Raw genomic sequence first — 21,016 nt, forward strand, 5'->3', positions numbered from 1 at the left:
CCGCCTGCGGCGGCCCGACCAAAACCAAAAAAGGGGAGCAGGTAACATGTTCCTGCATCATTCATCATATTCCACTGATCCCCCGGAATCAAGACTTTTCTGTATGCTTTGCAAACCGCTATCAAACGCGGCGGGAAACGATCCGAGAAAAAGGGTGATCCGCTTGTCCATCTCTTATCCAGGAATCGGTCTGCCAATTCCAAAATCACGTTTCCGCATCCCATCGGTTTCGGCGAAGACGGTCAAAAACGGGAGTGTCGCCAACCTCCGGGATCTTTTTCCCACTTACGTCGACATTTTCAAACGCCATCTATGGACTGACCGCAATCGGCTCCTCATGGAAGCGATTCGCAGGCGATGCCATCCCGGTCCGGATCCAGGCGGTGGGGATCCTTTTCCGGTCCCCCTGCGGCTTCATAAAATGCCTGCGCTTCTTTCTGGGAGTCAAAGTCTGAACAGTCTCGATCCGGGCCTTCGGGATCATAGGGGACATGATAGGTTCTTCCGTTACGCACCACGGTGTGCATCGCCTTCTTCGCGCCTTCATTCCCCTTGCACCACTTTTCCGGTTTGTACCCATCCCGCGCAACATACCCGGCGCATTCCCAAATCCCCAGCCTCCGCTCCCTCGCAAATTTCTCCGCTTCCTTGAAGGCTTCGAGGTGACGGCGGGAGTCGTAGACATACCCCACCCTGGCCAATCCCCTTTTCAGCAGTTCCTCCTGAACGTTCACACCGTCGGCAAAAACATAGGCCAGCACCCGCTGGTACTTGTCCCGCTTCTCCACATCATACTGCAAAGTAATCCGGTCCGCTTCCTCCAACATCTTTTGAGTGAATGCGGCTGCCTGCGCTCCCTTCGGCTGTTCTCCCCACTTCGGATGTTTGGTTTCCGGCGTGTCTACAAGAAGGAAGCGGACGGTTTCCACCTTCCCCTTTATCTTCACCTTGGCGGTGTCCCCGTCCACAGGCGCCACAAACTCCACCTCTTCCGCATCCCCGGGCTCCTTCACCAATTGGGTTTTTTCCGTCGCCGAGTTGCTGAGATCATCATTCGCCCCTCCTGCCTCCGGATTTGTCGCACATCCGGCGGACAACACGACAAAAACCAAAAAGAGAATCCAACACCTTCTCATGGCTCTCCACTCCGCTTTCCATGGATTTCCGGCGGCAAATCCCCGAAAAAAGAGAGCGGCCCTGAAGAAGGAACGCCGCAACTACCTAAAGTCGTGCATTTTCCCCCTCATTTTTTCATCAAGGCAATCTCAACACCAAACGGAACCTGCGATGTTTTCAGCCATTTTCGCAAGATGATCCAATTTGGGAACTACGCTTCGCCTGAAAAGATCAGGTGCAGCTTGCGCGCGAGCAAGGAAAAAAGCCGCAAAAGTAAAGGCAACCGAAAACTTATGTAACCGGCTGTCCTTTTGTGTGCATCCGTTTTCCATGAAGGGCTTTGTCAGGGAAAAGTGCCGTTCCCGTGGATTTCGTCGTTCGGGGATCGTGCGGCGAATCCCGCCTTTTTCTCAACTTATCCGGACGTTTTCCCGGACGATCCGAGCCGAACCGCCGCACTTCGATGGCATGGGCTGTTCCGATGCCGGAACTGGGCGATTCCACCCGTCATCAAAAGCGGGCGGTCAACTTTTGGGCTTATGCATCCTTGACAAGACACGCCCCGCCCAGATTTGATGACCTTTCAGGGTCACGGCTTCTTCATACACGAAGGATTACAGGATCACTTTCATTCTCGAATCTCCAATAGCCTACAAACTCATCTCCGTCGCCTGCCCCCGAAATGTATGGCTTCAGCCAGTCCAAGAAATCATCCACTTTCTCCATCCAGGTGACAGGAAGATTGGTTCGGATGGAAACGCGATATTCATCTCCCGGCCCATATTGATACATATTCGCATGCGGAATGCTCGCAAACATTCCTTGATCCATGTTGCAAAACATCAGCCATTCTTGTTTATAGGGATCTTTTTGGAAAAATGGATGGTCGGGCAGCTTAAAAGGAGGATCAAATTCGTCTTCCGGATTTCGCTTTTCTTTATGAATCATGTATTCAAGAACTTCTACGACCTCGGAGGGTGTATCATCTTTCAGATGAAACGCCAATACTACTTCGATGGCACTCAATTTTTCCACCCCTTTTTTCTCATAATTTTATATAATACTGATCTCTATTTTAAAGTTTTTTCGCATCTTGCCAAGGGGCGTGAAAAGGTCGCCATCGCTTCTTGTCTCCTTAACCCTTTCCATCCCGGGTGGTAGTGAAAGGGACCGGCGGGGATGGGAAAGAAAGGAATCAACGATTCCCGCCTCGGCCTGCGCAACCGGCCACCTCAATATTGACCTATTTTTTGTCCCCCCGGGCTTTGCTCCATAGGTGATTGAAAGCGAGATAATGCCTGCCCTTTTTTCAAACCGGTTTTTCCACCTGCTTGACGAACAGGATCCTCCCTTTGGGCTCACCATGCTGAACCCCGGGATCTGACAAACCTCCACCATCACTGTGAGCGGAAGGATGCGGCCGGGCACGTTCTTGTATCTGCGCCATTTGTATGGGAGCGTTTGACAATCCAGCGCCATTTCATGAAAACAAGGTGCTCCTCCCCCTTTCCGACGGGGCGGACAGGCTGCCTTTTTTCTTCGCTTTTTCCCGCCCCGGGCCAAAGGGACGCTACCCCCGGTGAAGGAGCCAAAACATCGCACCATCTTTGCAAACATTCGGAGGACTTCAGCCATCAACAGCCATCCGTTTTAATTGATTTATCCGGAACAAGTAAACCGAAGATGGTTCTTTGAAGACCTGATTTCCCGAAGGCGGAAACATTTCCGATGAGACAAACTGTCTCTCTGCCACTTCCCGATTTGAGCGGGAATCGGTGAAACATTCCCGTTTCTTCGAAGGAAAAAGGCTCCTCCTTTTTTCACAAAAATTGCTGGATCTTTTCAGGGTACAGGCACGCGCCGGAATCCCTCCTCATATAGGTGATAATACCTGTTTTATTGGAGACGGACCAAGGAGGGATTCTCTTGTTCGGAATGTTTTCCGCTTTGGCCATGCTGATCCGGGAAATCATCGTGTTCGTCTCCTATATCAAAAACAACGCGTTCCCACAACCCCTCTCCGAGGAAGAAGAGGAAGAGCATCTGAAGCGGATGGCCCAGGGAGACAGAGAAGCCCGCAATGCCCTCATCGAACACAACCTGCGGCTGGTCGCCCATATTGTCAAAAAGTTTGAGAACACCGGAGAATCCACCGAAGACCTCATTTCCATCGGAACCATCGGCCTGATCAAGGCGATCGAGTCCTTCCAACCCGACAAGGGAACCAAACTGGCCACCTATGCAGCACGGTGCATTGAAAATGAAATTCTCATGCACCTGCGTTCCCTGAAGAAGGCCCGGAAAGACGTGTCCCTGCACGACCCCATCGGCACCGACAAAGAGGGCAATGAAATCACGCTGATCGATATCCTCGGCACGGACCGGGACGAGGTGGTTGAAACGGTCCAAACCAAGATCGAAAAGAATCGAATATACAACCACCTACACATCCTCGATCCACGGGAACAGGAAGTGATCCGCAACCGTTTCGGATTGGACGGCGGCAAGGAAAAAACCCAGCGGGAAATCGCCCGGGAACTGGGCATCTCCCGCTCCTATGTGTCCCGAATCGAAAAACGGGCGTTGATCAAACTCTTCCACGAATTTTACCGGGTGGGACGGAAAAGTAATTAGATGCGATGAACTGACAAACCGGGTAAATACCCGGTTTTTTCGTCAATGATATGTCGTGTTCTTTTTCCTAAGAGACTGTCCAGCCATTATTCTCCATAACTGTGATCCCAAATCCTTATCGTTCACCCGACTGCAGCAAATAATTCTTATAAGGATTGCAAATGCTAAATTCTTTATCGTTCTGTACAATAACCTCTAAACTTGCTTCACTTCTTGGCGCAGCTGACGAATATAATTAACAATAATTAGATAATTTTCCTTTAATCCTTTCAAAAATATGCCAGCTTCTTTGCTATTCTCCCTCCATCCAGCATGGTTGATGTCGTGTCGTAGGTCGGCTATCCGTTGATAAGCAATTAATAACTCTGAATGCTTCAACATTCGCCGAATTACATCCTGCTGTTTCGGTGTAAAACAGTCAAAGGATTTTTGTCCTTTTAATACTTCAATCGCCTTATTAATGTGCCATGTTATTTCACCTCTTTTTTTCTTTTTTATGGGATTCCGCCCCTCCGCCCAACAAAATGCTGTAATCACGACTTCCGTTAAAAGGGTGTAAGCCTGTTGGATCAATCCATGATCAATACACCACTGAACTGTTTCCAAGTTTGCTTCGATATCGTCTCCGATAGCCATTTTTTCGAGTTGGTTTTCCAAATCATCAAACAAAGCGTACAAGGGAACAAAAGTCGGATAAGGCTCTTCCTTTCGAACCTGCTGCAAAGCGATTTGCGCTTCCTTAGCAGAACGAGATATTTTAGGACCACGACAGGTTTGTAAATTTTCAGCTAGTTGATTCCACTTTTTCACTAACTCTTCCGCTGCCTCTACTCGTGGAGACAAAGACGATTGACTCATCAAACCTTTCTTTTCTTCCACCCATTTACTTAGCGATTCCGCCCGACCACTTTCTACAAACGCATATACATTAGTGATCCACTCCTGCATATCAACAAAATTTCTCAGATTGAGCACCGGGGCCTCATCGCCCACTTTCTCCTCGAAATTACCGTAATAAATGCCTCGAATCTGTACATCTTTGACCACACTTGCAAAATGGATGACAAGCATCGCCATGATCGGCTGATATCGGAAAGAATAGGTAATATCAAAGTCGATTTCGTCCCCATTGTCCAAGCATTCTAATATTCTTCCAAAATCCTTCCATAGTTCTTCTTCCCGTCCAATACCGGAAATCTGAACTCCCTTCGATTTCACCCCTAGTTCTTCCAATTCCTCCTTGAGTTTTTTCCAATTCTGTTTACGTGCTTGGTCTGTAAGAAAAATTATTACCTCGTCCGGAGAATCATCCCGCATAAACTCCAATAGTGCCCGTTGAAAAAACGAAGTCTTAGATGACCTCTTCCCATTTAGTGTATAATACACCGGTGTATAATCGCGTGTACCTAAAAAAGAAAGTAACTTATGCATGAAAAGCCCCCTTTAAGTTATTTCGGATTCCTCCCATGTCGTGGGAGAAGCGGCCTTCGAAATCGCCAACCTCTTCAACTTTAAGAGAGCTCTAGTTTCCATCCTCCCACCGATGTTTCCTTCATACCCCCCCATCGACGACAAATCGCCCGTATCCTACCGATGTCTTAGCACCGGCGCCGATCCATTCCAGTGCCTCCTTCAACCAGTTCATTACCTTATCTACATCGCATTGATCCTCTTTTTTCCTCGGAGCGACGGCAAACACAAACGACTGCCCCTCCGACACCGTCAAAAAAGGAATCGGAATAGGCGCATACCGTTCAACCGGCGGATGCTTTTTCGGATCCCGATAATAGGGAGCAAAGTGAGGTGTCATCACGTCAATTTCCAATTTCACAGCAGCCCGGGGAAGAGCGTCAAAAAAGACAACACTACCAATGTGTTTCGAAGAATCAGTGTGCTTGGATCCAAAAATGCGATCAATCTCTGAACCGCCCGTCCATTTCTCCGCCCAATCCCGAACCATTCCCTTTACCGAACTTCCGGGTAAATAAGGGGTTCCCAATACCGGGTGCCAAACCAATCCATTCTCTACCGGGTGCGAACGTCCCAAACCAGTAACAAAACGTCCCTCCGTCCGAGCATACATCAGGCGACCAGAGCGGGCCCTCACCAACGCTTCCATTCGTTCGACGGCCTCTTGGATCAAATGCTTGTCTCCACATCGTTTTTTCGTCACCGTTTGAATCCAATCGGCTTTCCTGTTTCCCAGTTCCCAAAAATTCTTTTCAGAATTCTTATCTACATATACTTTCCATCGGTTGCAAAACTTGTCATACCAAAGTCCCGTATGAGCGGTATCAGGCATTTTATGCGGAAAACTCCTTCCGTCATTATACAGCGGTGTCCGGCCTTCCATTTTCATCCCCTGCCTTCTTCAAATAAGCCACTGCCAACTTTTTATGCCACTCCAGCCAAGCCATTGCTTCAGCCTGAGCTTGGAGGTACTTGTCCCGGCCGTTTTGGGTGATCGCTTCCAATACATCGGACGCATTTCGGTAGGGCGCCCGGTAATCATCCCGGCATAACCAACCTTGTACATCACGGTACAAAAGATAATGGGGATCCCGCTCGTTCTTTTTCGCCGCCGCCAAGAGTTGGGCTAAAGCTTGTCCCAGGCCGTTGATCAAGATGGTGGCGGGAAGACGTTCCACATAGTCAGCATAAGAATCTTGCTCCTCTTCAGAGCAGTTTTTTTGGATCCATCTCACTTTTTTCAACGAATCCGCCGCCCGCTCCTGATCCAATGTCTTCGCATCCGACATATTCGTTCCCTCCTCATTCCTCAATGGACGTAATACACCATCCTTGGCCAATCGTTTCATTGCCCCCCACCTGCAGATAAGGGTGTTTCACCAAAAGATCCTTCAACGCTTGCAGTACATTTGCGTCGTTCGTTCGGGAAATCAGAAGACCATAGAGAACCGTGTCCGGCGGCAGAGTTTCCTCATACCACAGATTTTTGCTCTCCTTTGTATCGTTGTCCAGTTGATTGCGTGCTTGAACCGCCAGACCAAACTTGGCAAAGTGGGAAAAATCATCGTCATTGATGATCACCAACTGACGCTCAAGCCTCCGGCGGGTCCGTTCGTGGCGAATGAGGGGAGCGACAGCATCCACAATTCGATCCCAAATGCTTTGATCAATCTGCTTTACCTTGAAAGAAATCTCTTCCAAAAAGAGTTCCGATCCATTCATTTGCGCCAAGGCTGCCTCTCCCTTTCCCACCTCGATAGAACCAAAATCGTAGGGTCGTCCAATCAGAGCCAAATCCCGTTCCAGCCTCTCCAGGATATAAGGGCAGGTCACCCAGCGAAAATGACCGCTCAAGGAACGGATTGGCAACAACAATAAGCGAGCGTCGGTCACCAACACCATTCCGGCATTGGATTGTTTTCCAAAAGCTTTATCCACCAAAGGATCCTGTCTCCCTCGCTCCTGCTCCACTTTCTCTCTGAGTGCCCCCTTCAAGCTGGAACCAATCACCACAGGATAACCAGTGGCTGCCTCCCGGGATACCGGCAAATCAATTGCGCCGGTCGACTGTCCGCTACCCGGGTGAAGAGACGTTTCCGCCAACAATCCCATAATTAACGCTTTCATCCTTCACTTGCCTCCTTTTCACTCCAAGTACCAATGAGCAATTGTCCCATGCCGTAACGGGAGCGTGGACCGGTAACTTTTCCGTGCAATTTTTCGATTCTGTGACGTTCAGAAGCCGGAGCCTCGTAGAACCAAGTACTCCCCGGGGGAAAAACCGGCCAAAGAGGGCGCGGGCATCCATTTCTCATGTCCCAACCACCAATTTGCATCATTTTGCCAAGACAAGCCGACACACAACGCCCGGGCACCTCAGGCGGACCAGAGCGGATGACAGCCTCAGGATCCTCGTACCACCCCGGGGTCAACAGCGTCACGGTAAACCGAATCAGACCGTCTTCATCTTGCATCATCTCTGGTCGCTTTGGCCATCCATTGATACTTTGACCCTTCGTAATAGTCGCTTCCACTGCCCGACCTTCTCCACCCAGGGGAAGAATGGCTCGTTCCGGCAGATCCCAGTCATCAGGAATTCCGTCAACGCAGACAACAAGACGCACATTTTGCATTGGGCGGATCATCGTAATGCCGTACAAGTGATGATCCTTTGCCGTCCGCTTGTCCCTCTCCCTCTCCAACCCTACACGCCGTTCTTCTTTCCATAACTCATCATGAGAATAAATTTGATAATTCTTCGGAATTCCATTTGATAGCACTTCTTCCAATCCTTCGCAGGTCAACCAAGCATCAAGGGGATCACCGCCCTCCACCGGAAAAACCAGACGGGGAAGACAGATCTCTCTCCCCAGATCGCAACAAACCGGACTCCCGGGGACAAGGCGGGTTATTTCCCACGTCTGTTCCTTCTTCTTACCGAAGAGGAGGAGAGGAGCATGATATAACACTCTTTCCCCGAGCTGCAGATAGGGACCGTACAACTGCAAATCCCCCAGATCCTCCGGTCCGCCAAGTTCAGCAGGCCAATCCGTTTCCCGTCCCGGTTCCCAACCACGCCAACGGGCCAGGGCCGTACGAATGGCCCCCTGCAGGGGCATTATCGTTGGGGGGAAGGTCCCTTTGGGCTGAACGAATCCCCCTTCCCCTTGGTGAAAAGGGGTACCATCCCGAAAAAATAAAGCATCCAATGCTCGAAAAGTCCAGACCGTTTTCACGCCTCCTCTCCTCCCCTCTGCCCGAGAAAACGTATCAACAATGCTGCATCCGCCCGGAACGGTAATTCCAGCTCAATGCCTCCATGCTCATCCCTTCGATTGCACAGACAAAACTCCACCAATCGACGGATGCGCATCTCGGCTGTCCCAACATTGAGGGTTTGTCGATCCTCCAAAATACGGAGGTAATCGGCGGTAATCAGCTTAGTCAGAAATTCAACCAAATCCTCCTCTGCATGGTTTGAACCGATCACCTCAAACTGTTCTTTTAACTTGTAGAAGAAACTTCCGGAATAAGCCATGCTTCGAAATTCCTCAACAAGCCTTTGCAAATCGGTGGGGTCTCCAGTCATTCGCCAGCTTTCCCCGCATACCACCTTCCATGGAGCCGACCAGGTAATCGTGGGACCTCCCCCTTTCCAAACACAGACCGCTAGGCTGTCCCGACCGGTTTGGTCCTTCGCCACCTTGTCCAACAAAAAATGAGCGTGTTCCAACACTCCTTTGAGAGGCGCCTTGGTATGGGCATAGATGATAGCGGCGGAAATGGTGGCAGAATCGCAATTCCGACCTTCCTTTGCAAAGGATTCCAAATAGGCGCTGCGCACCTCCACCACCGCATCCAGCGCATGATCCAAGGGAAGGAGGGCCAGAACATCATCTCCACCGACATAAATTGGCGCGCCGTTGTGATCAGTAATGATCCGGTCAACTTTTTTAGTAAACTGAGCCAGCGCTTGACTTACCCTCTCTCCGCCGATTTCCCGCAGCAACTTCCCCAGCCGATCCCCGTCCATGAGGAGAAGAGCGTAATAGGGGCGGGGACTCTCCTTTAAAGCTTCGGTTAGTTCGAACAAAGCTTTTTTTACGGCCTCTCTTTTCTCCTGGTCATCCGCTTCATTCCAGAAATTTTCATTTTCTAAATTGGACCGGAAAAAACAAGAGGCATCCAAGCAAGCAAAATCCTTTAACGAATCTTGTCCTGATACCGCTTCTTTCAACAGTGGAAAGCGCTCTCCATTTCCCACTTTTTTAATTGTCCGCGTAGACTGAGCCGCCTCAACCAATGCCAACGCTTTCTTCGGTTCCTCCCGAATCGCCCTGTTTATCCACGGCAAAGCGGACATATAGGATGTCGAGGGGAAATGGATAGCTGTTTCAGGAAATTTCCACCCAATCGACTCCTCGGCAAATCGGGGAAACAAGCGCTTAATCAGCCCAACGGCACTGAGCCGTTCGTTTTCTTGGAGATCCAGTCCCCCCGCCGCCTCGCGCACCACGGACCAGAACTTTTCCTGCTTCGTTCGCTCCCGTATCCGAAGCCATCCTGAAAGCTCCTGCAAATGACCGATCAGTGTACATTTATCGCCGGGCTCGACCGTTGGTACATAACTCCGCCAATTTTTCCGGCGATCAAGCAGGTCGCCGTTATCTAAATCCCCTTGATCCAACACCCAGGCGATATCCCAGAATTTTCCCACCTGCCGGTTCCATATCTCTCGAGTTTTACATCCGTAAAGTTCCGCCTTCTCCACCACATGTCTCCAAACCGCATCGGCTACCTTGCCCCAAGCTTTATGGACAGCTTCGACACACGCATTGGGATCAAAGTTTTCCGGTACCTTCGCCTGAAAGCGGTTGGGTAACGATCCTTTCCATGGGCCCTTTGTCGGCAGGCCTTTCAAGCTTTCAAGAATAGCTTGGAGCAATTCATCCTTCACCTGCTCCGCTCCCTCACCATGCACTTGGGGGAACTGAATGCGCCCGCCTCCCTGGATCACTGCTACCATAGCGTGCCCCGCAAGATATGAAAGAAGAAAAGAGCCGGCCAAAAGATCGCGGGTCCGCCGGGATTGAGCGACAAAGCTCTGCACCGGTCCGAGGGTGAAATGAAGTTTTCTCATACGTGCACCTCCAACGTAAACCCGTTCCGTCGCAAATGGTTCTGAAACTCGACCAGGACCTCTTTAAAAGGTACGAGGAAGGACCGTCCATTAAGCGATTGATTCCCCTTGTGTTTGCCTATGGGCTTTTCCACGGCTTTCAAGGGAGGTGTACGGTAAATGCAAAACATCGGAAAATAACATCCTCCAGCCTCCACCACTCGAATCCAGACAGGGGAAGCCATCCGCTCAACCTCTTCCGGCGTATACTGGATTTTCCGCTGTGGAACCAACATGGGCATGCCAAAGACCGTTCGCTTACGAATGTCAATCTCTTTTCGGTAGCCTTTCAGTTGCGATCCCGCAAAGGCAAGGGCCTCCTCCCACTTCGAAAAGCCCTTATTGTGAAATAGAAAAACAGATTCATCGAGCACCGTGTGAGTTACTGCGGAAAAACGAGGAAACCATCCCTTTTCACCCTTCAAAGTCCGAAGTCCTCGCTCAAACCTGTCCATCCACTCGTGTACACTACCGGATCCGTGTGCAATGGGCAATTGACTGGTCACTTGCTGGATCACTTCTGTGGTAATCTCTTTTTGTAAGGAATTGTCAACTTGCCAAGCCTTCAAAGCCACCGAACCAAATCCTCGACGGGAACGATACCCCAACCCGCCCACATGCCCCAGAAGCCATATCGCCGCAACCAGTCGTCGCCAATACTGATCTACTTCTTCTTTTGAGGGACGCATATAGAAATAAATAGAAAAAACGTTATTCGGTTCCAGGTAGCCCCGAGGCTCCTGGACAATTCGATTCTTTCTGGTTTTTCCTTCTAAGGAAAAAGCCAAATAGCTAAGATCTATCCTTTTTTTCCAACTCCGGACGGACGGCTTTTCGGAGTAAAGCCGCATCAGAAAGCTGGATTGCCCCTCACCGGTACCCGTTCCTCCAAACAAACTGCTCTCCCAAGTTGGACCATCCGCTTTTTTGGCATCTCCAATCTTACTTTGGTTGTACCCAGGATCCACTGCACGATACCAATAACGCAGCATTCCCTTTACGGAAGGCAAGCGAAGTTCCGCTCTTCTTTGATCTGCACCAGACAACACGAGCGGCGTCACGATTTGAAAATCAACACGTAACATTTTCCCCATTCCCACCCCTTTATCCTACAAAGGCAGTATTCGATATAAAAATAATGATCTCCTTCTGTTAGATAATTAAATGTTGAAATTGTATTGAACCATTTCAGTCCTCAATTTGATTACAAATACTAACTCTATCACTGCATTAGTCCAAAACGAAAAAAAAATGTATACACGGAAAACCTTTCTCTATTAGTTAAAACACGATAACGACCTTAAAGAATAAGAAGGTAAGAAGAATCATTCTTTTATGGCAATAGTGGATGGGCCTACTTCTTTTTTCATACTTTCACCTATTCTTGCAGCCATAATCTTTATTATTCAATGTTCCTTTTTCGACCCTAAACCTTCTTCGACGTTGGAGAAACTCAAACTTTCCTGATCCCATAAACCATTCACGAATTTTACCGGGTGGGACGGAAAAACCATTAGTTGTTGAAACGGGGAATGATTCGCGGTTAAGAGAGTGCGCCCACATAACGCTCCTTTTCATCCGATTTGCGATCAGAAACCGTCACCTGCGGTTTGGCCCCATAAAATTTCCACTTCCCCTTTACATCCCCATCGCTCTATCTTCACCGCTTGCCTCCAGATCATCCGTGTCCTTCCGGACCCTGCCGGCGCGCCCTCCAGGACCTGCAGCTGGACCGGCTTTTTCCTTATCGGTAGACGGACAGCTCTTTTACCCACTCTTTGATAAAACGCCGGCATCCGGAATGCCGCACTCCTCTTCCTTTAATTTTTGGACAATCCTCCCCGTTGGATGGGAGCGCAAGCCTGCCTCATCCATACGACGACCGCAGAATCCTTTAGTCGTTCGTTTCATCCGCTGCTGCAAAATCAATCGGACAAGCGTTATGGGAGATCCCGGCGCGGGAAGGGGCAGCGTGCACATATTGTTGAATCAAGGCAGGGAGACCTTTGAACCTTTGAAGGAATATTTGCGATTCTGCAAAACATTGTCGGAAAAAACCCTCCCGATCAAACGGGAAATCTCTGCACGACAAACCTTCAATGCGTTTAATCACTGAAAATGGCGTCAAAATATCCGGGTATGAACATTGCGTGGATTTATTAATGTCCGGGTTGCAGTTTTCAATATAAAAAATCTATGATGAAAATGAAAGCACTTACTTGGAAATGGGAGGGGATATATGAAGGACCATCCATCCCTCGAGCGTTTCATTTCCGCCGGATGTATGTCCCTGCACACTCCTTTTTCCGGAAGTTTTTGAGAAGTCGGCAGTTGGGGTGGAATCGGACGGAGAGGACGAAAAAATGAACAAATGAAAATGGGGGAAAACCGATGCCTGGCAAAAGCAAATGCGCATTATCCCTGATGACAGCGGTTATGCTTGTCATGGTGTTCGCCGTCGGGCCTTACGCATTTGCAAACGAGAAAAATGTCCGCCTGGAAGACGAATCTTCCATCCCCGAACTGCTCAAAGTCATGACGCTGGAGGAGAAAGCGCTTCTTCTCGCGGGGGACTGGGATTCGCAAAAATTAAAGGGTGCGGCCGGCAGCACAACGGGCGATTTGTATGAGAAGTACGGCATACCGGCAACCTCTCTCCCCGATGGGCCTGCCGGCGTCCGGATCGATCCCCTTCCGGGAGGAACTGCTCCGGATGGGACTCCCCTTACCCGCTACGCCACCCAATTCCCCAACGCCTCCGCAAGAGCATCGACATGGAACCTGGATTTGTTGAACAAAGTCGGCCGGTCGATCGGCAAAGAGCTGCGCTACTTCGGGGGCGACCTGTGGTTGGCCCCGGCCATGAATATTCACAGGCACCCGCTGAACGGCCGGAACTTTGAATACTATTCAGAGGATCCCCTGTTGTCCGGAAAAGCCTCGGCGGCGGAAGTGAAAGGACTGCAATCCCAGCGCGTGGGCGCGACGATTAAGCACTTTGCAGCAAACAACCAGGAAAACTCCCGCCGCAATCTGCCGACCAACGTGAGCCAAAGGGCGCTTCGCGAAATCTACCTGCGCGGCTTTGAAATCGCAGTAAAAGAAGCGAAACCCTGGGCGATCATGACCGCATACAATCAGATCAACGGTGTAAGCCCCCCGCAAAACCCCGAGCTGATCACAACGATCGCGCGGAAAGAATGGGGTTTTGACGGAATTGTGATGACGGACTGGGGCGGTCAAGGAAATGCCTCCTACTGGGAGCCGCAGCCCGGAAACAACGCATATTCCTCTATGGTCAAGGCGGGGACAGATCTCAGCATGCCCTCCGGCAGCCCTGAAGCTATCATCGAGGGATATCAAAAGGGCTTCCTGACGATGGAGGAAATCGACGCGGCGGTTGCCAGGATTTTGAAATATGTGTTGAAAACCCCGGCATTTGAGGGTGTCCAGCCCAGCACGGATCATAACAAATACGCCGAAGAGAACGAGCAAGTGGCCTATGACACCGCCGTTGAAGGCATGGTGATTCTGAAAAACGAAAAAGTGAAGGGCAAAAAGGCTCTTCCGATTACAGGCGGAACCATCGGTACCATCGGCAATGCGACCAACAATTTGGTCCGCGGCGGCGCGGGAAGCGGCAATGTGAACGTGGATCCTTCAAAACTGGTGCATCTGGCACAGGCCCTGAAAGAGGAAGGGGCTAAGGTGATCGATGCAACCGAATTTGATTATCCACAGGTGGACAGCATCCTTCCGGTGGGCGGTCTTGGCGGCGATCCCGCATTCAAAGAGATGAAACCCTCCAAAGAACAGTTGGCCAAGGATATCGTCGACAAGTCCGACAGCGTCATTATGACCATTCGCAGGGGCTCGGCGGAAGGCGTAGATGTTCAGGCCGAAAAAGGTGCCTATTATCTCAGCGACGCCGAACAATACTTGATCGACACAGCCTCCGAACTGTGCCGCAAAGCCAAAAAACCCTTCATTGTCGTGCTCAGCACCGGGGCCCCCATAGAGATGGAAAGCTGGAAGGATAAGGCCGATGCCATTTTGCTCGCCTGGGAAACCGGAACGGTACTCGGAAAACCGATCGCGGCCGTACTAACCGGAAAAGAAAATCCGTCGGGCAAACTGTCCACCACCTTCCCGATCGACATAAAGGGAAAAGCTCCCAATGGCCGGCCGTATGTGCCGTCCACCACTTTCGGTGAAAATCCCGTCACGTACCATGAAGGCATCTACGTGGGGTATCGCTACTATGACACCTTCAACGTGCCGGTGTCCTATGAGTTTGGCTACGGCAAAAACTACTCTGATTTCAGCTACAGCAAGCCAAAACTGAGCTCCAAGAAATTCAATCAGTCCATCAAGGTAAGCGTCGATGTCAAAAATACCAGCAATGTGCCGGGAAAAGAAGTGGTCCAGGTTTACGTCGGCGCTCCGGGCAAAGCATTGCACAAGCCCGTCAAAGAATTGAAGGCCTTCGGCAAGACAAGGGAGCTTGGAAAGAACGAACGCCAAACTTTGACCTTCACACTGGATGCAAGATCGCTGGCGTCTTTTGACGAAAAACGCTCGGCCTGGGTCGTGGAGCCCGGAAAATACACGGTTTACATCGGAGCTTCCTCCAAGGATATCAAACACACTTTGCATTTTACGGTAGATAAGGAAATCCTCGTCGAAAAAGTGAATGACGTCCTGAAACCGGTGACGGATATAGGGGAAATCGTTCCCCCGAAAAAGAACAAGTAATTGGGTCCCTATCGCTGTGCCGTGAAAAGGCACAGCCTCTTTTTTTTGGACGCAAAAGACCGTCCCCATCAGGTGGAGACGGGAGAGGCCCAAAAAGGGATGACCTAAGATCCGCAACGTTTCTACAAATACAGGAAAATCATGCGGAATGAAGTGATTAATTTATAAATTGACCAAATTTAATATCGTGTGCTATATTGAAATCATTCTAAAGTAGATTCAGCAGATTTCTATGCCATTTCACGCGAAAGGAGGAACCAACAATGGGTTTGTTTAGCGGGATGTCGGAGAAGATGAAGGCCAAGGCGGAAGAAACCAAAGCAAAGGAAATTCAAAGGCGGAAAGAGTATTTTCAACAGTTCCTCCTCGAAGGAGAAGTTATTGAATCGCTGTATCCGGTTGGAGCCGATTCTTTGGCAATGACTGAATGGAGACTTCTTTTTGTGGAAGAGTTTAACACAGACAAATCAAGGGTTCTGATAACTTTACCCTATTCTCAAATCGTTGAAGTCAAGATGGTTCTTGGAGAGATGTACAGTTTTTCCAACAAAGTCTATGTTGCAACAAGATCTGAAACCCATGAGTTTGCTTTTCCAAAGTTCATCAAAGAGGAAGAGGTCAAGGAGTTTTACCTCAAATTGATGCAGAAAATCCGGCAAATGGGAAATACGAATTAACAGATTATAGAAAGAGACTTATAGAAAGAGACCGGTGTGTACCGGCCTTTTTTTATGTGCGGAAGTTCTTTTACTCGTATGATCCTGCCGTGGGATGACTTTTGCCAGGACCTGGGTTTCATCCAAGTCCTTAACAATACAAACACGGGATTTTTTGCGGCCCAAACCATTTGTCACAACGTGTAAACTGTTATTGAAGTACCGGTTCAAGGAGAGATTTTTATGCGCAACTTCCAGGACGTATGTGAATGGGTCAAGCGGGAAACCGGTCAGGCAGTCCGCCCCTATTCCACATATGATTTCGGCCGCTCAAAGGATTGCAGCCATCGTTCCGTCATTCTGTCTCAGACAAATGCCGCCCAGTTGATTCAGAAAGCAATGCCGTCCCTGCCCGAAGGCGTGCTGATGTTCACCGGAACCTCCGGCACACGGTTGGGGGATGGGCGCCGCGAAGAGGACGTGGAAGTGGTGATCGGGTGCGGAAAGGATCAGTGGGACAAGCTGCGCATCGCCAGAACGATTGATTGCAACCGCGACTGGACTACTGAGGAGATCATCACAAGGCTGAAACGGTTTGACGAGAAATACGGGATATCCATTTTTCACGCCGAAACGGATGATGTGGGGATCGAATTCCTGTGTTGGCCTCAATTTGATGACTTGGACCAGCTTTGCCAAGAGATCTATGAATTTTGTCCGGATATCGTCCATCAAGGCTGGGGTTCGGTCAAAGACCTGAAAGAAGTGATAGAAGCAACGGGATTGATTCACTTATGGTGGGATTGATTTTTGGGCTCACCGGCGGGTGGATCCAATCAGGCGCAGGGGGAAAAAAGCGCATTTACTTGCGGAAGATCTCCTCTGTGATGCGGAATGGGTTGCGGAAATATGGTAGTTTCAATGTGATCGATCCCCTGCATCCTCGCCTTGGGAGTGCCGGCTGTTTTCGCTTTCCGGCGGACGGCTCCATCACATACGGCATCCGCGAAACCCGCCTCAGAGATGTCGCGGGTCTGCGGCCTTCCCGCCAAGGCTTTCCGTTGGACGATAAACCGCCCGGAACTGCCACCGGTCGCCGGACAGTCCACGATCCGCTTGATGAAACAGCATTTCTCCTTCCCCCATGAAACGGAATCAGCCATCCTCCCCCCTGTAAGGAAAAAGGCTGGGTCATATCATCCGGCCTTTCACGTCACATTTTTTCGTTGAAATTGGGGAATGCCCCTTCCCGGCATCCGCATAATAGTTGGTATGCTCGATGGTGAAACTTCATCCACTTCTCAACAAATCCGATTCCTGATATACCAATCGATGCCGGCCGGATCACCTGTCGCCGCTTTTGGTTTTTCGGCGCCAGCTGCCCGGTTTTTTCGTGGTGTCTACGCGAATTGGGGCCGGGATCCCCCGGCCCACCTCAAAGAGCAAAACGGTATGTGAGCTGGTGTGCATCGGCCCTTAAAGTCATCAGGCAACATTCGACTAAATAACTGGAAGTATCAAACGTTCGCCGAGTAATCTGGATCACCGGAATGCCTTCGGAAATTTCCAAAAGAGATGTTTCATCGGAGGATGGCATTTCAGCAGTCAAATGTTCTTCACAGGTTGCAGGTTTTTTTCCTAAGGATTCCAGCGTTTTGTACAGGCTGAGAGTCGGGTCTTTCTTCACTCCCCCAAGGATTTTTTCAAGATCGTCCAGCGGCAGGGAGCTCGGAAGGTAGGAACGAGATATGGCCAAAGGTTTGTTGTCCAACAATTGGATGACGCTGTAGAGCAACACGGGCGGTTGCAATTCATGGCGAATCGTTTTCGGCAGATCATCCGGTGTTTTGATTGTCCGAAGTTCTATCAACTTTTTTGTGGCCTTTTTCCCGTAATGCCTGCCGAAACCTGAAAATCCGCCTCTCCGATCTGAAAGGTAAAATGACCTGCCGAGCAAAAAGTCAGTGGTGACTCCGAGGGCATCGGCCAACTTAGATAACACTTCGGCTGACGGGTTCGATTTTTCCCCTCTTTCCAGCCTGGAAAGATACCCCTGATCTATGCCTGTCAATTTCGATAACTCAGATAAAGAAATTTTCCGCTCTGCCCTCAACTCCTTAAGAATAGCTGGGAATTTACTCATGTCCCCTCGCCTCTTTTCCCCCATCATTTGGGTTTGACAATATTATAACCCAAGGGGTTGTCTATAAACAAACGGTTATTCCACTGATGCCTGTACACTTGTTATGCAGGATGGTTGCATATAGACATAATCCGGCGATATAATGTCTATAGACAACGAAAGAATATTTTGAATTAAGCGCTGTAGGTATATGCATTCTCTTATTTTAATACATCGCGAAGAGATTTGTGCTGGCCGTTGGGGTAATGTGGACTTCAAATCCTGTTCTCTCCATTATGACTGGACGGATGGAAACCGACGGCGATCCATGGCTGTTTGCTCAGCAGCTTGAAAACCGCTTTGGCAGCGGAATGTCGGGCATAACTCGTTTTTGCAGCCCGGCTGGCACATCGATGATCGCTTTTCCCGGGAGCATGGTCAATTAATTAGAAACGGTTTGTGCCCGTCCGTTCCCATGCCTTCGCCACCCACGCCACATTATCTTCAGCAAAGATAGTATGAACCCTTTGGCCACTCATCCATTACCAATTCCGATGGATTTCCTCTCATGATGAGATACCAAGTGACTTGAGGTTTGCGATTCATTTGCAATTGGTCATTTCCCGGCCCTCGGTCTCGTCATCTGAATGCGGAAAAACCTGGACATGACGAAGCGGTAAAACCACGGAAAAGGACGGTTTTCGTGTTTTTTTATCGGCTACATTTTTGCCAAACCTTGCTTTTCCGAAACGCAAAGGGCGCTTCCGATAAACGCCTTCCCATCCCTCCCTCTTCCCCTTGTCGTTTGTGTAATTTTTGCTCATAAAAGCGGATTATCTTTATGCAAATCGTATTATGCGATCCATTCGTCGTCATTTCTATTAAAAATCAACCTATTGAATAACCGGTTTTTAGGATATATACTCAAATAAAAACATGCAATATCGCCACTGGAAACACGGATCCCGCCTATAAACTCTATCGGCTAAAAGCCCCTTCCCGAATCCGCCGTGAGCAGATCCAGCCGGTTTTAAAAAAACCGGACCCGCCGACGACCAGGCGGGCGAAGCAGATGGAAAACGATGACAAACTCCCGTCGGAAAAGGCGTTGGCAAACCCGGGAGCGTAGCAAATGACGATACAAGGCCCCCCATCCAAGCCTGCTCCTTCCTCCACTTCGCCGCCGTTTGTCCTGTCGCCCGGTTCCTATCTCCTCCCGGAAAGAACCACAACAACTCCGTTTGTGCAACAGGCTTTTTCCTCCGGAATCCGCCGCAGCCGCGGATACGGCAGGAGCCAGCCAATTGGGTTTCGGTGCGTCGGCCGATAAAAGCCATGGTTATCCGCATCTGTCCCATTTTTAGATGAAACCTGGGAGCGGACAACGGAAGATCATGAGGAAAACCCTGGTGAGGAATATGAAAGACCTTCGCAATGGACAAGACCCCTTGTTGGAAGCATGGGAGGGCGCAAGCCCTATCGGCCTTCCCGATCTTCCCGAGGTCTTTTTCGAGGAGATGCGCAGGCACTTCCGCCTCGACGGAAGCGGGCGGCTGCTGGTGCTGTGGTGCGGTGCAGGGGTTTTTCTTCCCCTCGCAGAATCCTTCGAATCGATCCTGATTGCCGACCCGGAACCGGATCGGTTGGCAGAAGCAAGGCGGGACGCAACGCGGATGGGGATCCGCAACGTCATCCCCCTGGAGGGAGGGGCGGAACTCCTGCATCCCCGGATGGGGCGGTTTCGCTTGGTGATCGTGCAGGATGCCTTTCTCCGCAGGGACCGGATGCGGCGGCTATCCTTTCTGGCAAAGATGACGGAACCGGAAGGCGGCGCCGTCATCGCCGAGGTCCACCGGTGCAGCCCCCTCACCGATTGGCAAAAGGTCGCCTTGGAGGTGCTTCGGCAGCTGGAAGAAAGGCTTCCCGTGGAAAAAACCATTCCTTGCCGTCCCGTGGAGCCGCTCGGACATTCTCCCTTCCGGCAGGTGAACCTGTTCATTCATCGCTGGACCCAGAGACGGACCATCGACCAGACGGTGAAAGGAATCCTCGCGGCATCGTGCCCCTTCTCCAAGAAACGATCCGCAGAGGAAGCGTTGAGGCACGCCCTTCGAAAAGCCTATTCATCCAATATCCTGGAGGAGCGCCTCCGCCTCACCGCCGTCTTTGCCAAATAGCACTACAGAAAAAGCCGATGTAAGGGAAGCGGACCTCATGAGACGGTTGTTTCATCCTCGCGGACCAAACAAAATGGCGGCCGCCGGTTTGCAGATCGGGCATGAAGGCCTGGATTACTTTAGAAACCACGGCCGGCATTTCCCCATCATCGTCCGAAGGCCGGCTGCCGCGCCCAAATCGCAGCCGCCCTCCACAGGGGCCGGTCACGACCGCTCCATCTCCCCCGGTCCGGCTGGGAAACCTGTCGAAATCTGTGAATCTGCCGGAGCAGGATGAAAACAAAAAGGCTTGATCGGCGGTCAGGTGGCGATGGGAACTGATATAGCAGAAAAGCGATGTCAATCCATTAAAATGCTCGAAAAACTGATTATAAAGCATCCGGAAATCAATTGGATCCTTTTTCCCGGGTTTCGATGAGAACCCCATGCGCGGTGCAGATTCAGACTTAGGGTCCAACCCGATGGAAAATTGTAAAGTAGTTCACCATGTCGTTGACCTGCATCAGCGCGAGCCCCCTCGGATCAACGACACTTTCATTTTCTTCTTTCAGTAGATTGATGGGAATACAACAAACTTCTCAATTGACGAAATTGTTTCCGAAGGTTATAGTTGTAAATGGCACCCGCTGAATTGTCGGGTCTTATCCAGGGGATCATCCGATCTTGTGGTCCCCTGCGAGATTGGTTGCAACAGTGACGCCTTTATAATGGGATTGTCTGGTTTCCCGCATGGGTTGATTTTGCGAACACCGGGAGCTTCGGCAAAAACCCGGGGGTTGTTCGCAAACGTGAAAACCCGCATAAAATAAGGGAAAACGGCGTTTTGCAACTTCCAAAGCGCGCACCCAATCGCCTAAAAATTGGTTAAATGAAGGAGGTGTTCGCAAAACGGCGCACGAGGCCAAGC

At 50.2% G+C, this 21,016-nt stretch carries 16 protein-coding genes; 5 read left to right on the forward strand and 11 right to left on the reverse strand.

Annotation, left to right across the window (positions count from 1 at the left end; genetic code table 11):
* Positions 1–335 precede the first annotated feature (335 nt).
* From BM063_RS00160 to BM063_RS17130, 3 genes are all read right to left on the reverse strand, one after another.
* Positions 336–1,136, reverse strand: coding sequence for a thermonuclease family protein (locus BM063_RS00160; protein ID WP_143085177.1), 801 nt, complete (start codon positions 1,134–1,136; stop codon positions 336–338).
* A gap of 580 nt (positions 1,137–1,716) precedes the next feature.
* Positions 1,717–2,142: a hypothetical protein gene (locus BM063_RS00165; RefSeq protein WP_143085178.1), complete on the reverse strand. Its 426-nt coding sequence runs from the start codon at positions 2,140–2,142 to the stop codon at positions 1,717–1,719.
* A 27-nt stretch (positions 2,143–2,169) separates the two neighbouring features.
* Positions 2,170–2,751 carry a hypothetical protein gene (locus tag BM063_RS17130; RefSeq protein ID WP_143085179.1) on the reverse strand — a complete coding sequence of 194 codons (582 nt, stop codon included), beginning with the start codon at positions 2,749–2,751 and terminating at the stop codon, positions 2,170–2,172.
* Positions 2,752–3,042: 291 nt separating this feature from the next.
* Between BM063_RS17130 and sigK the strand changes: the two genes are divergently transcribed.
* Positions 3,043–3,750, forward strand: coding sequence for an RNA polymerase sporulation sigma factor SigK (sigK, locus tag BM063_RS00175; RefSeq protein ID WP_092035307.1), 708 nt, complete (start codon positions 3,043–3,045; stop codon positions 3,748–3,750).
* Between the two features lie 195 nt (positions 3,751–3,945).
* Here the strand turns inward: sigK and csx2 are convergent, their stop codons facing one another.
* The 7 genes from csx2 to cmr1 form a co-directional block, all read right to left on the reverse strand.
* Positions 3,946–5,181, reverse strand: a complete 1,236-nt coding sequence (csx2, locus tag BM063_RS00180) for a TIGR02221 family CRISPR-associated protein (protein WP_092035308.1) — start codon at positions 5,179–5,181, stop codon at positions 3,946–3,948.
* A gap of 121 nt (positions 5,182–5,302) precedes the next feature.
* Complete coding sequence (gene cmr6 / locus BM063_RS00185; protein ID WP_092035309.1) at positions 5,303–6,109, reverse strand: type III-B CRISPR module RAMP protein Cmr6; 807 nt, start codon at positions 6,107–6,109, stop codon at positions 5,303–5,305.
* Positions 6,078–6,509, reverse strand: a complete 432-nt coding sequence (gene cmr5 / locus BM063_RS00190; RefSeq protein WP_092035310.1) for a type III-B CRISPR module-associated protein Cmr5 — start codon at positions 6,507–6,509, stop codon at positions 6,078–6,080. The genes cmr6 and cmr5 overlap by 32 nt, the downstream gene beginning before the upstream one ends.
* Positions 6,510–6,522: 13 nt before the next feature.
* Entirely contained in the window at positions 6,523–7,347 is an 825-nt protein-coding gene (gene cmr4, locus BM063_RS00195) for a type III-B CRISPR module RAMP protein Cmr4 (RefSeq protein ID WP_092035311.1), read from the reverse strand.
* Positions 7,344–8,456 (reverse strand): type III-B CRISPR module-associated Cmr3 family protein, encoded by a 1,113-nt coding sequence (locus BM063_RS00200; protein ID WP_177198894.1) that lies wholly within the window; start codon positions 8,454–8,456, stop codon positions 7,344–7,346. Before BM063_RS00200 ends, cmr4 begins: the two co-directional genes overlap by 4 nt.
* The gene (gene cas10 / locus BM063_RS00205; RefSeq protein ID WP_092035313.1) at positions 8,453–10,360 is read right to left on the reverse strand and encodes a type III-B CRISPR-associated protein Cas10/Cmr2; all 1,908 of its coding nucleotides are present in this window, start codon (positions 10,358–10,360) and stop codon (positions 8,453–8,455) included. The genes BM063_RS00200 and cas10 overlap by 4 nt, the downstream gene beginning before the upstream one ends.
* Positions 10,357–11,484, reverse strand: a complete 1,128-nt coding sequence (cmr1, locus tag BM063_RS00210; protein WP_177198895.1) for a type III-B CRISPR module RAMP protein Cmr1 — start codon at positions 11,482–11,484, stop codon at positions 10,357–10,359. The genes cas10 and cmr1 overlap by 4 nt, the downstream gene beginning before the upstream one ends.
* Before the next feature lie 1,450 nt (positions 11,485–12,934).
* Between cmr1 and BM063_RS00220 the strand changes: the two genes are divergently transcribed.
* The 3 genes from BM063_RS00220 (at position 12,935) to BM063_RS00230 (ending at position 16,617) form a co-directional block, all read left to right on the forward strand.
* A complete protein-coding gene (locus BM063_RS00220) occupies positions 12,935–15,154 on the forward strand; it encodes a glycoside hydrolase family 3 N-terminal domain-containing protein (RefSeq protein WP_245751951.1) in 2,220 nt (739 codons plus the stop codon).
* Between the two features lie 263 nt (positions 15,155–15,417).
* Complete coding sequence (locus BM063_RS00225) at positions 15,418–15,831, forward strand: PH domain-containing protein (protein ID WP_092035317.1); 414 nt, start codon at positions 15,418–15,420, stop codon at positions 15,829–15,831.
* Between the two features lie 222 nt (positions 15,832–16,053).
* Positions 16,054–16,617: a DUF4253 domain-containing protein gene (locus tag BM063_RS00230; RefSeq protein WP_092035318.1), complete on the forward strand. Its 564-nt coding sequence runs from the start codon at positions 16,054–16,056 to the stop codon at positions 16,615–16,617.
* Positions 16,618–17,245: 628 nt separating this feature from the next.
* Here the strand turns inward: BM063_RS00230 and BM063_RS00240 are convergent.
* Positions 17,246–17,953 carry a UTRA domain-containing protein gene (locus BM063_RS00240; RefSeq protein WP_177198896.1) on the reverse strand — a complete coding sequence of 236 codons (708 nt, stop codon included), beginning with the start codon at positions 17,951–17,953 and terminating at the stop codon, positions 17,246–17,248.
* A gap of 1,427 nt (positions 17,954–19,380) precedes the next feature.
* Here BM063_RS00240 and BM063_RS00250 point away from each other — a divergent pair.
* Positions 19,381–20,109 (forward strand): hypothetical protein, encoded by a 729-nt coding sequence (locus tag BM063_RS00250; RefSeq protein ID WP_143085181.1) that lies wholly within the window; start codon positions 19,381–19,383, stop codon positions 20,107–20,109.
* Positions 20,110–21,016: the final 907 nt, after the last annotated feature.

It is taken from the genome of Planifilum fulgidum, from assembly GCF_900113175.1.
GTDB classification, from domain to species: Bacteria; Bacillota; Bacilli; order Thermoactinomycetales; family DSM-44946; genus Planifilum; species Planifilum fulgidum.

Bases quoted from the DNA above. Each gene is read 5' to 3' on its own strand.
- cmr1 (WP_177198895.1), bottom strand. From the start codon at position 11,484: ATGTTACGTGTTGATTTTCAAATCGTGACGCCGCTCGTGTTGTCTGGT.
- BM063_RS00230 (WP_092035318.1), top strand. From the start codon at position 16,054: ATGCGCAACTTCCAGGACGTATGTGAATGGGTCAAGCGGGAAACCGGT.
- BM063_RS17130 (WP_143085179.1), bottom strand. From the start codon at position 2,751: ATGGCTGAAGTCCTCCGAATGTTTGCAAAGATGGTGCGATGTTTTGGC.
- cmr4 (WP_092035311.1), bottom strand. From the start codon at position 7,347: ATGAAAGCGTTAATTATGGGATTGTTGGCGGAAACGTCTCTTCACCCG.
- BM063_RS00240 (WP_177198896.1), bottom strand. From the start codon at position 17,953: ATGAGTAAATTCCCAGCTATTCTTAAGGAGTTGAGGGCAGAGCGGAAA.
- cmr5 (WP_092035310.1), bottom strand. From the start codon at position 6,509: ATGTCGGATGCGAAGACATTGGATCAGGAGCGGGCGGCGGATTCGTTG.
- BM063_RS00160 (WP_143085177.1), bottom strand. From the start codon at position 1,136: ATGAGAAGGTGTTGGATTCTCTTTTTGGTTTTTGTCGTGTTGTCCGCC.
- cas10 (WP_092035313.1), bottom strand. From the start codon at position 10,360: ATGAGAAAACTTCATTTCACCCTCGGACCGGTGCAGAGCTTTGTCGCT.
- cmr6 (WP_092035309.1), bottom strand. From the start codon at position 6,109: ATGAAAATGGAAGGCCGGACACCGCTGTATAATGACGGAAGGAGTTTT.
- BM063_RS00220 (WP_245751951.1), top strand. From the start codon at position 12,935: ATGACGCTGGAGGAGAAAGCGCTTCTTCTCGCGGGGGACTGGGATTCG.
- BM063_RS00225 (WP_092035317.1), top strand. From the start codon at position 15,418: ATGGGTTTGTTTAGCGGGATGTCGGAGAAGATGAAGGCCAAGGCGGAA.
- csx2 (WP_092035308.1), bottom strand. From the start codon at position 5,181: ATGCATAAGTTACTTTCTTTTTTAGGTACACGCGATTATACACCGGTG.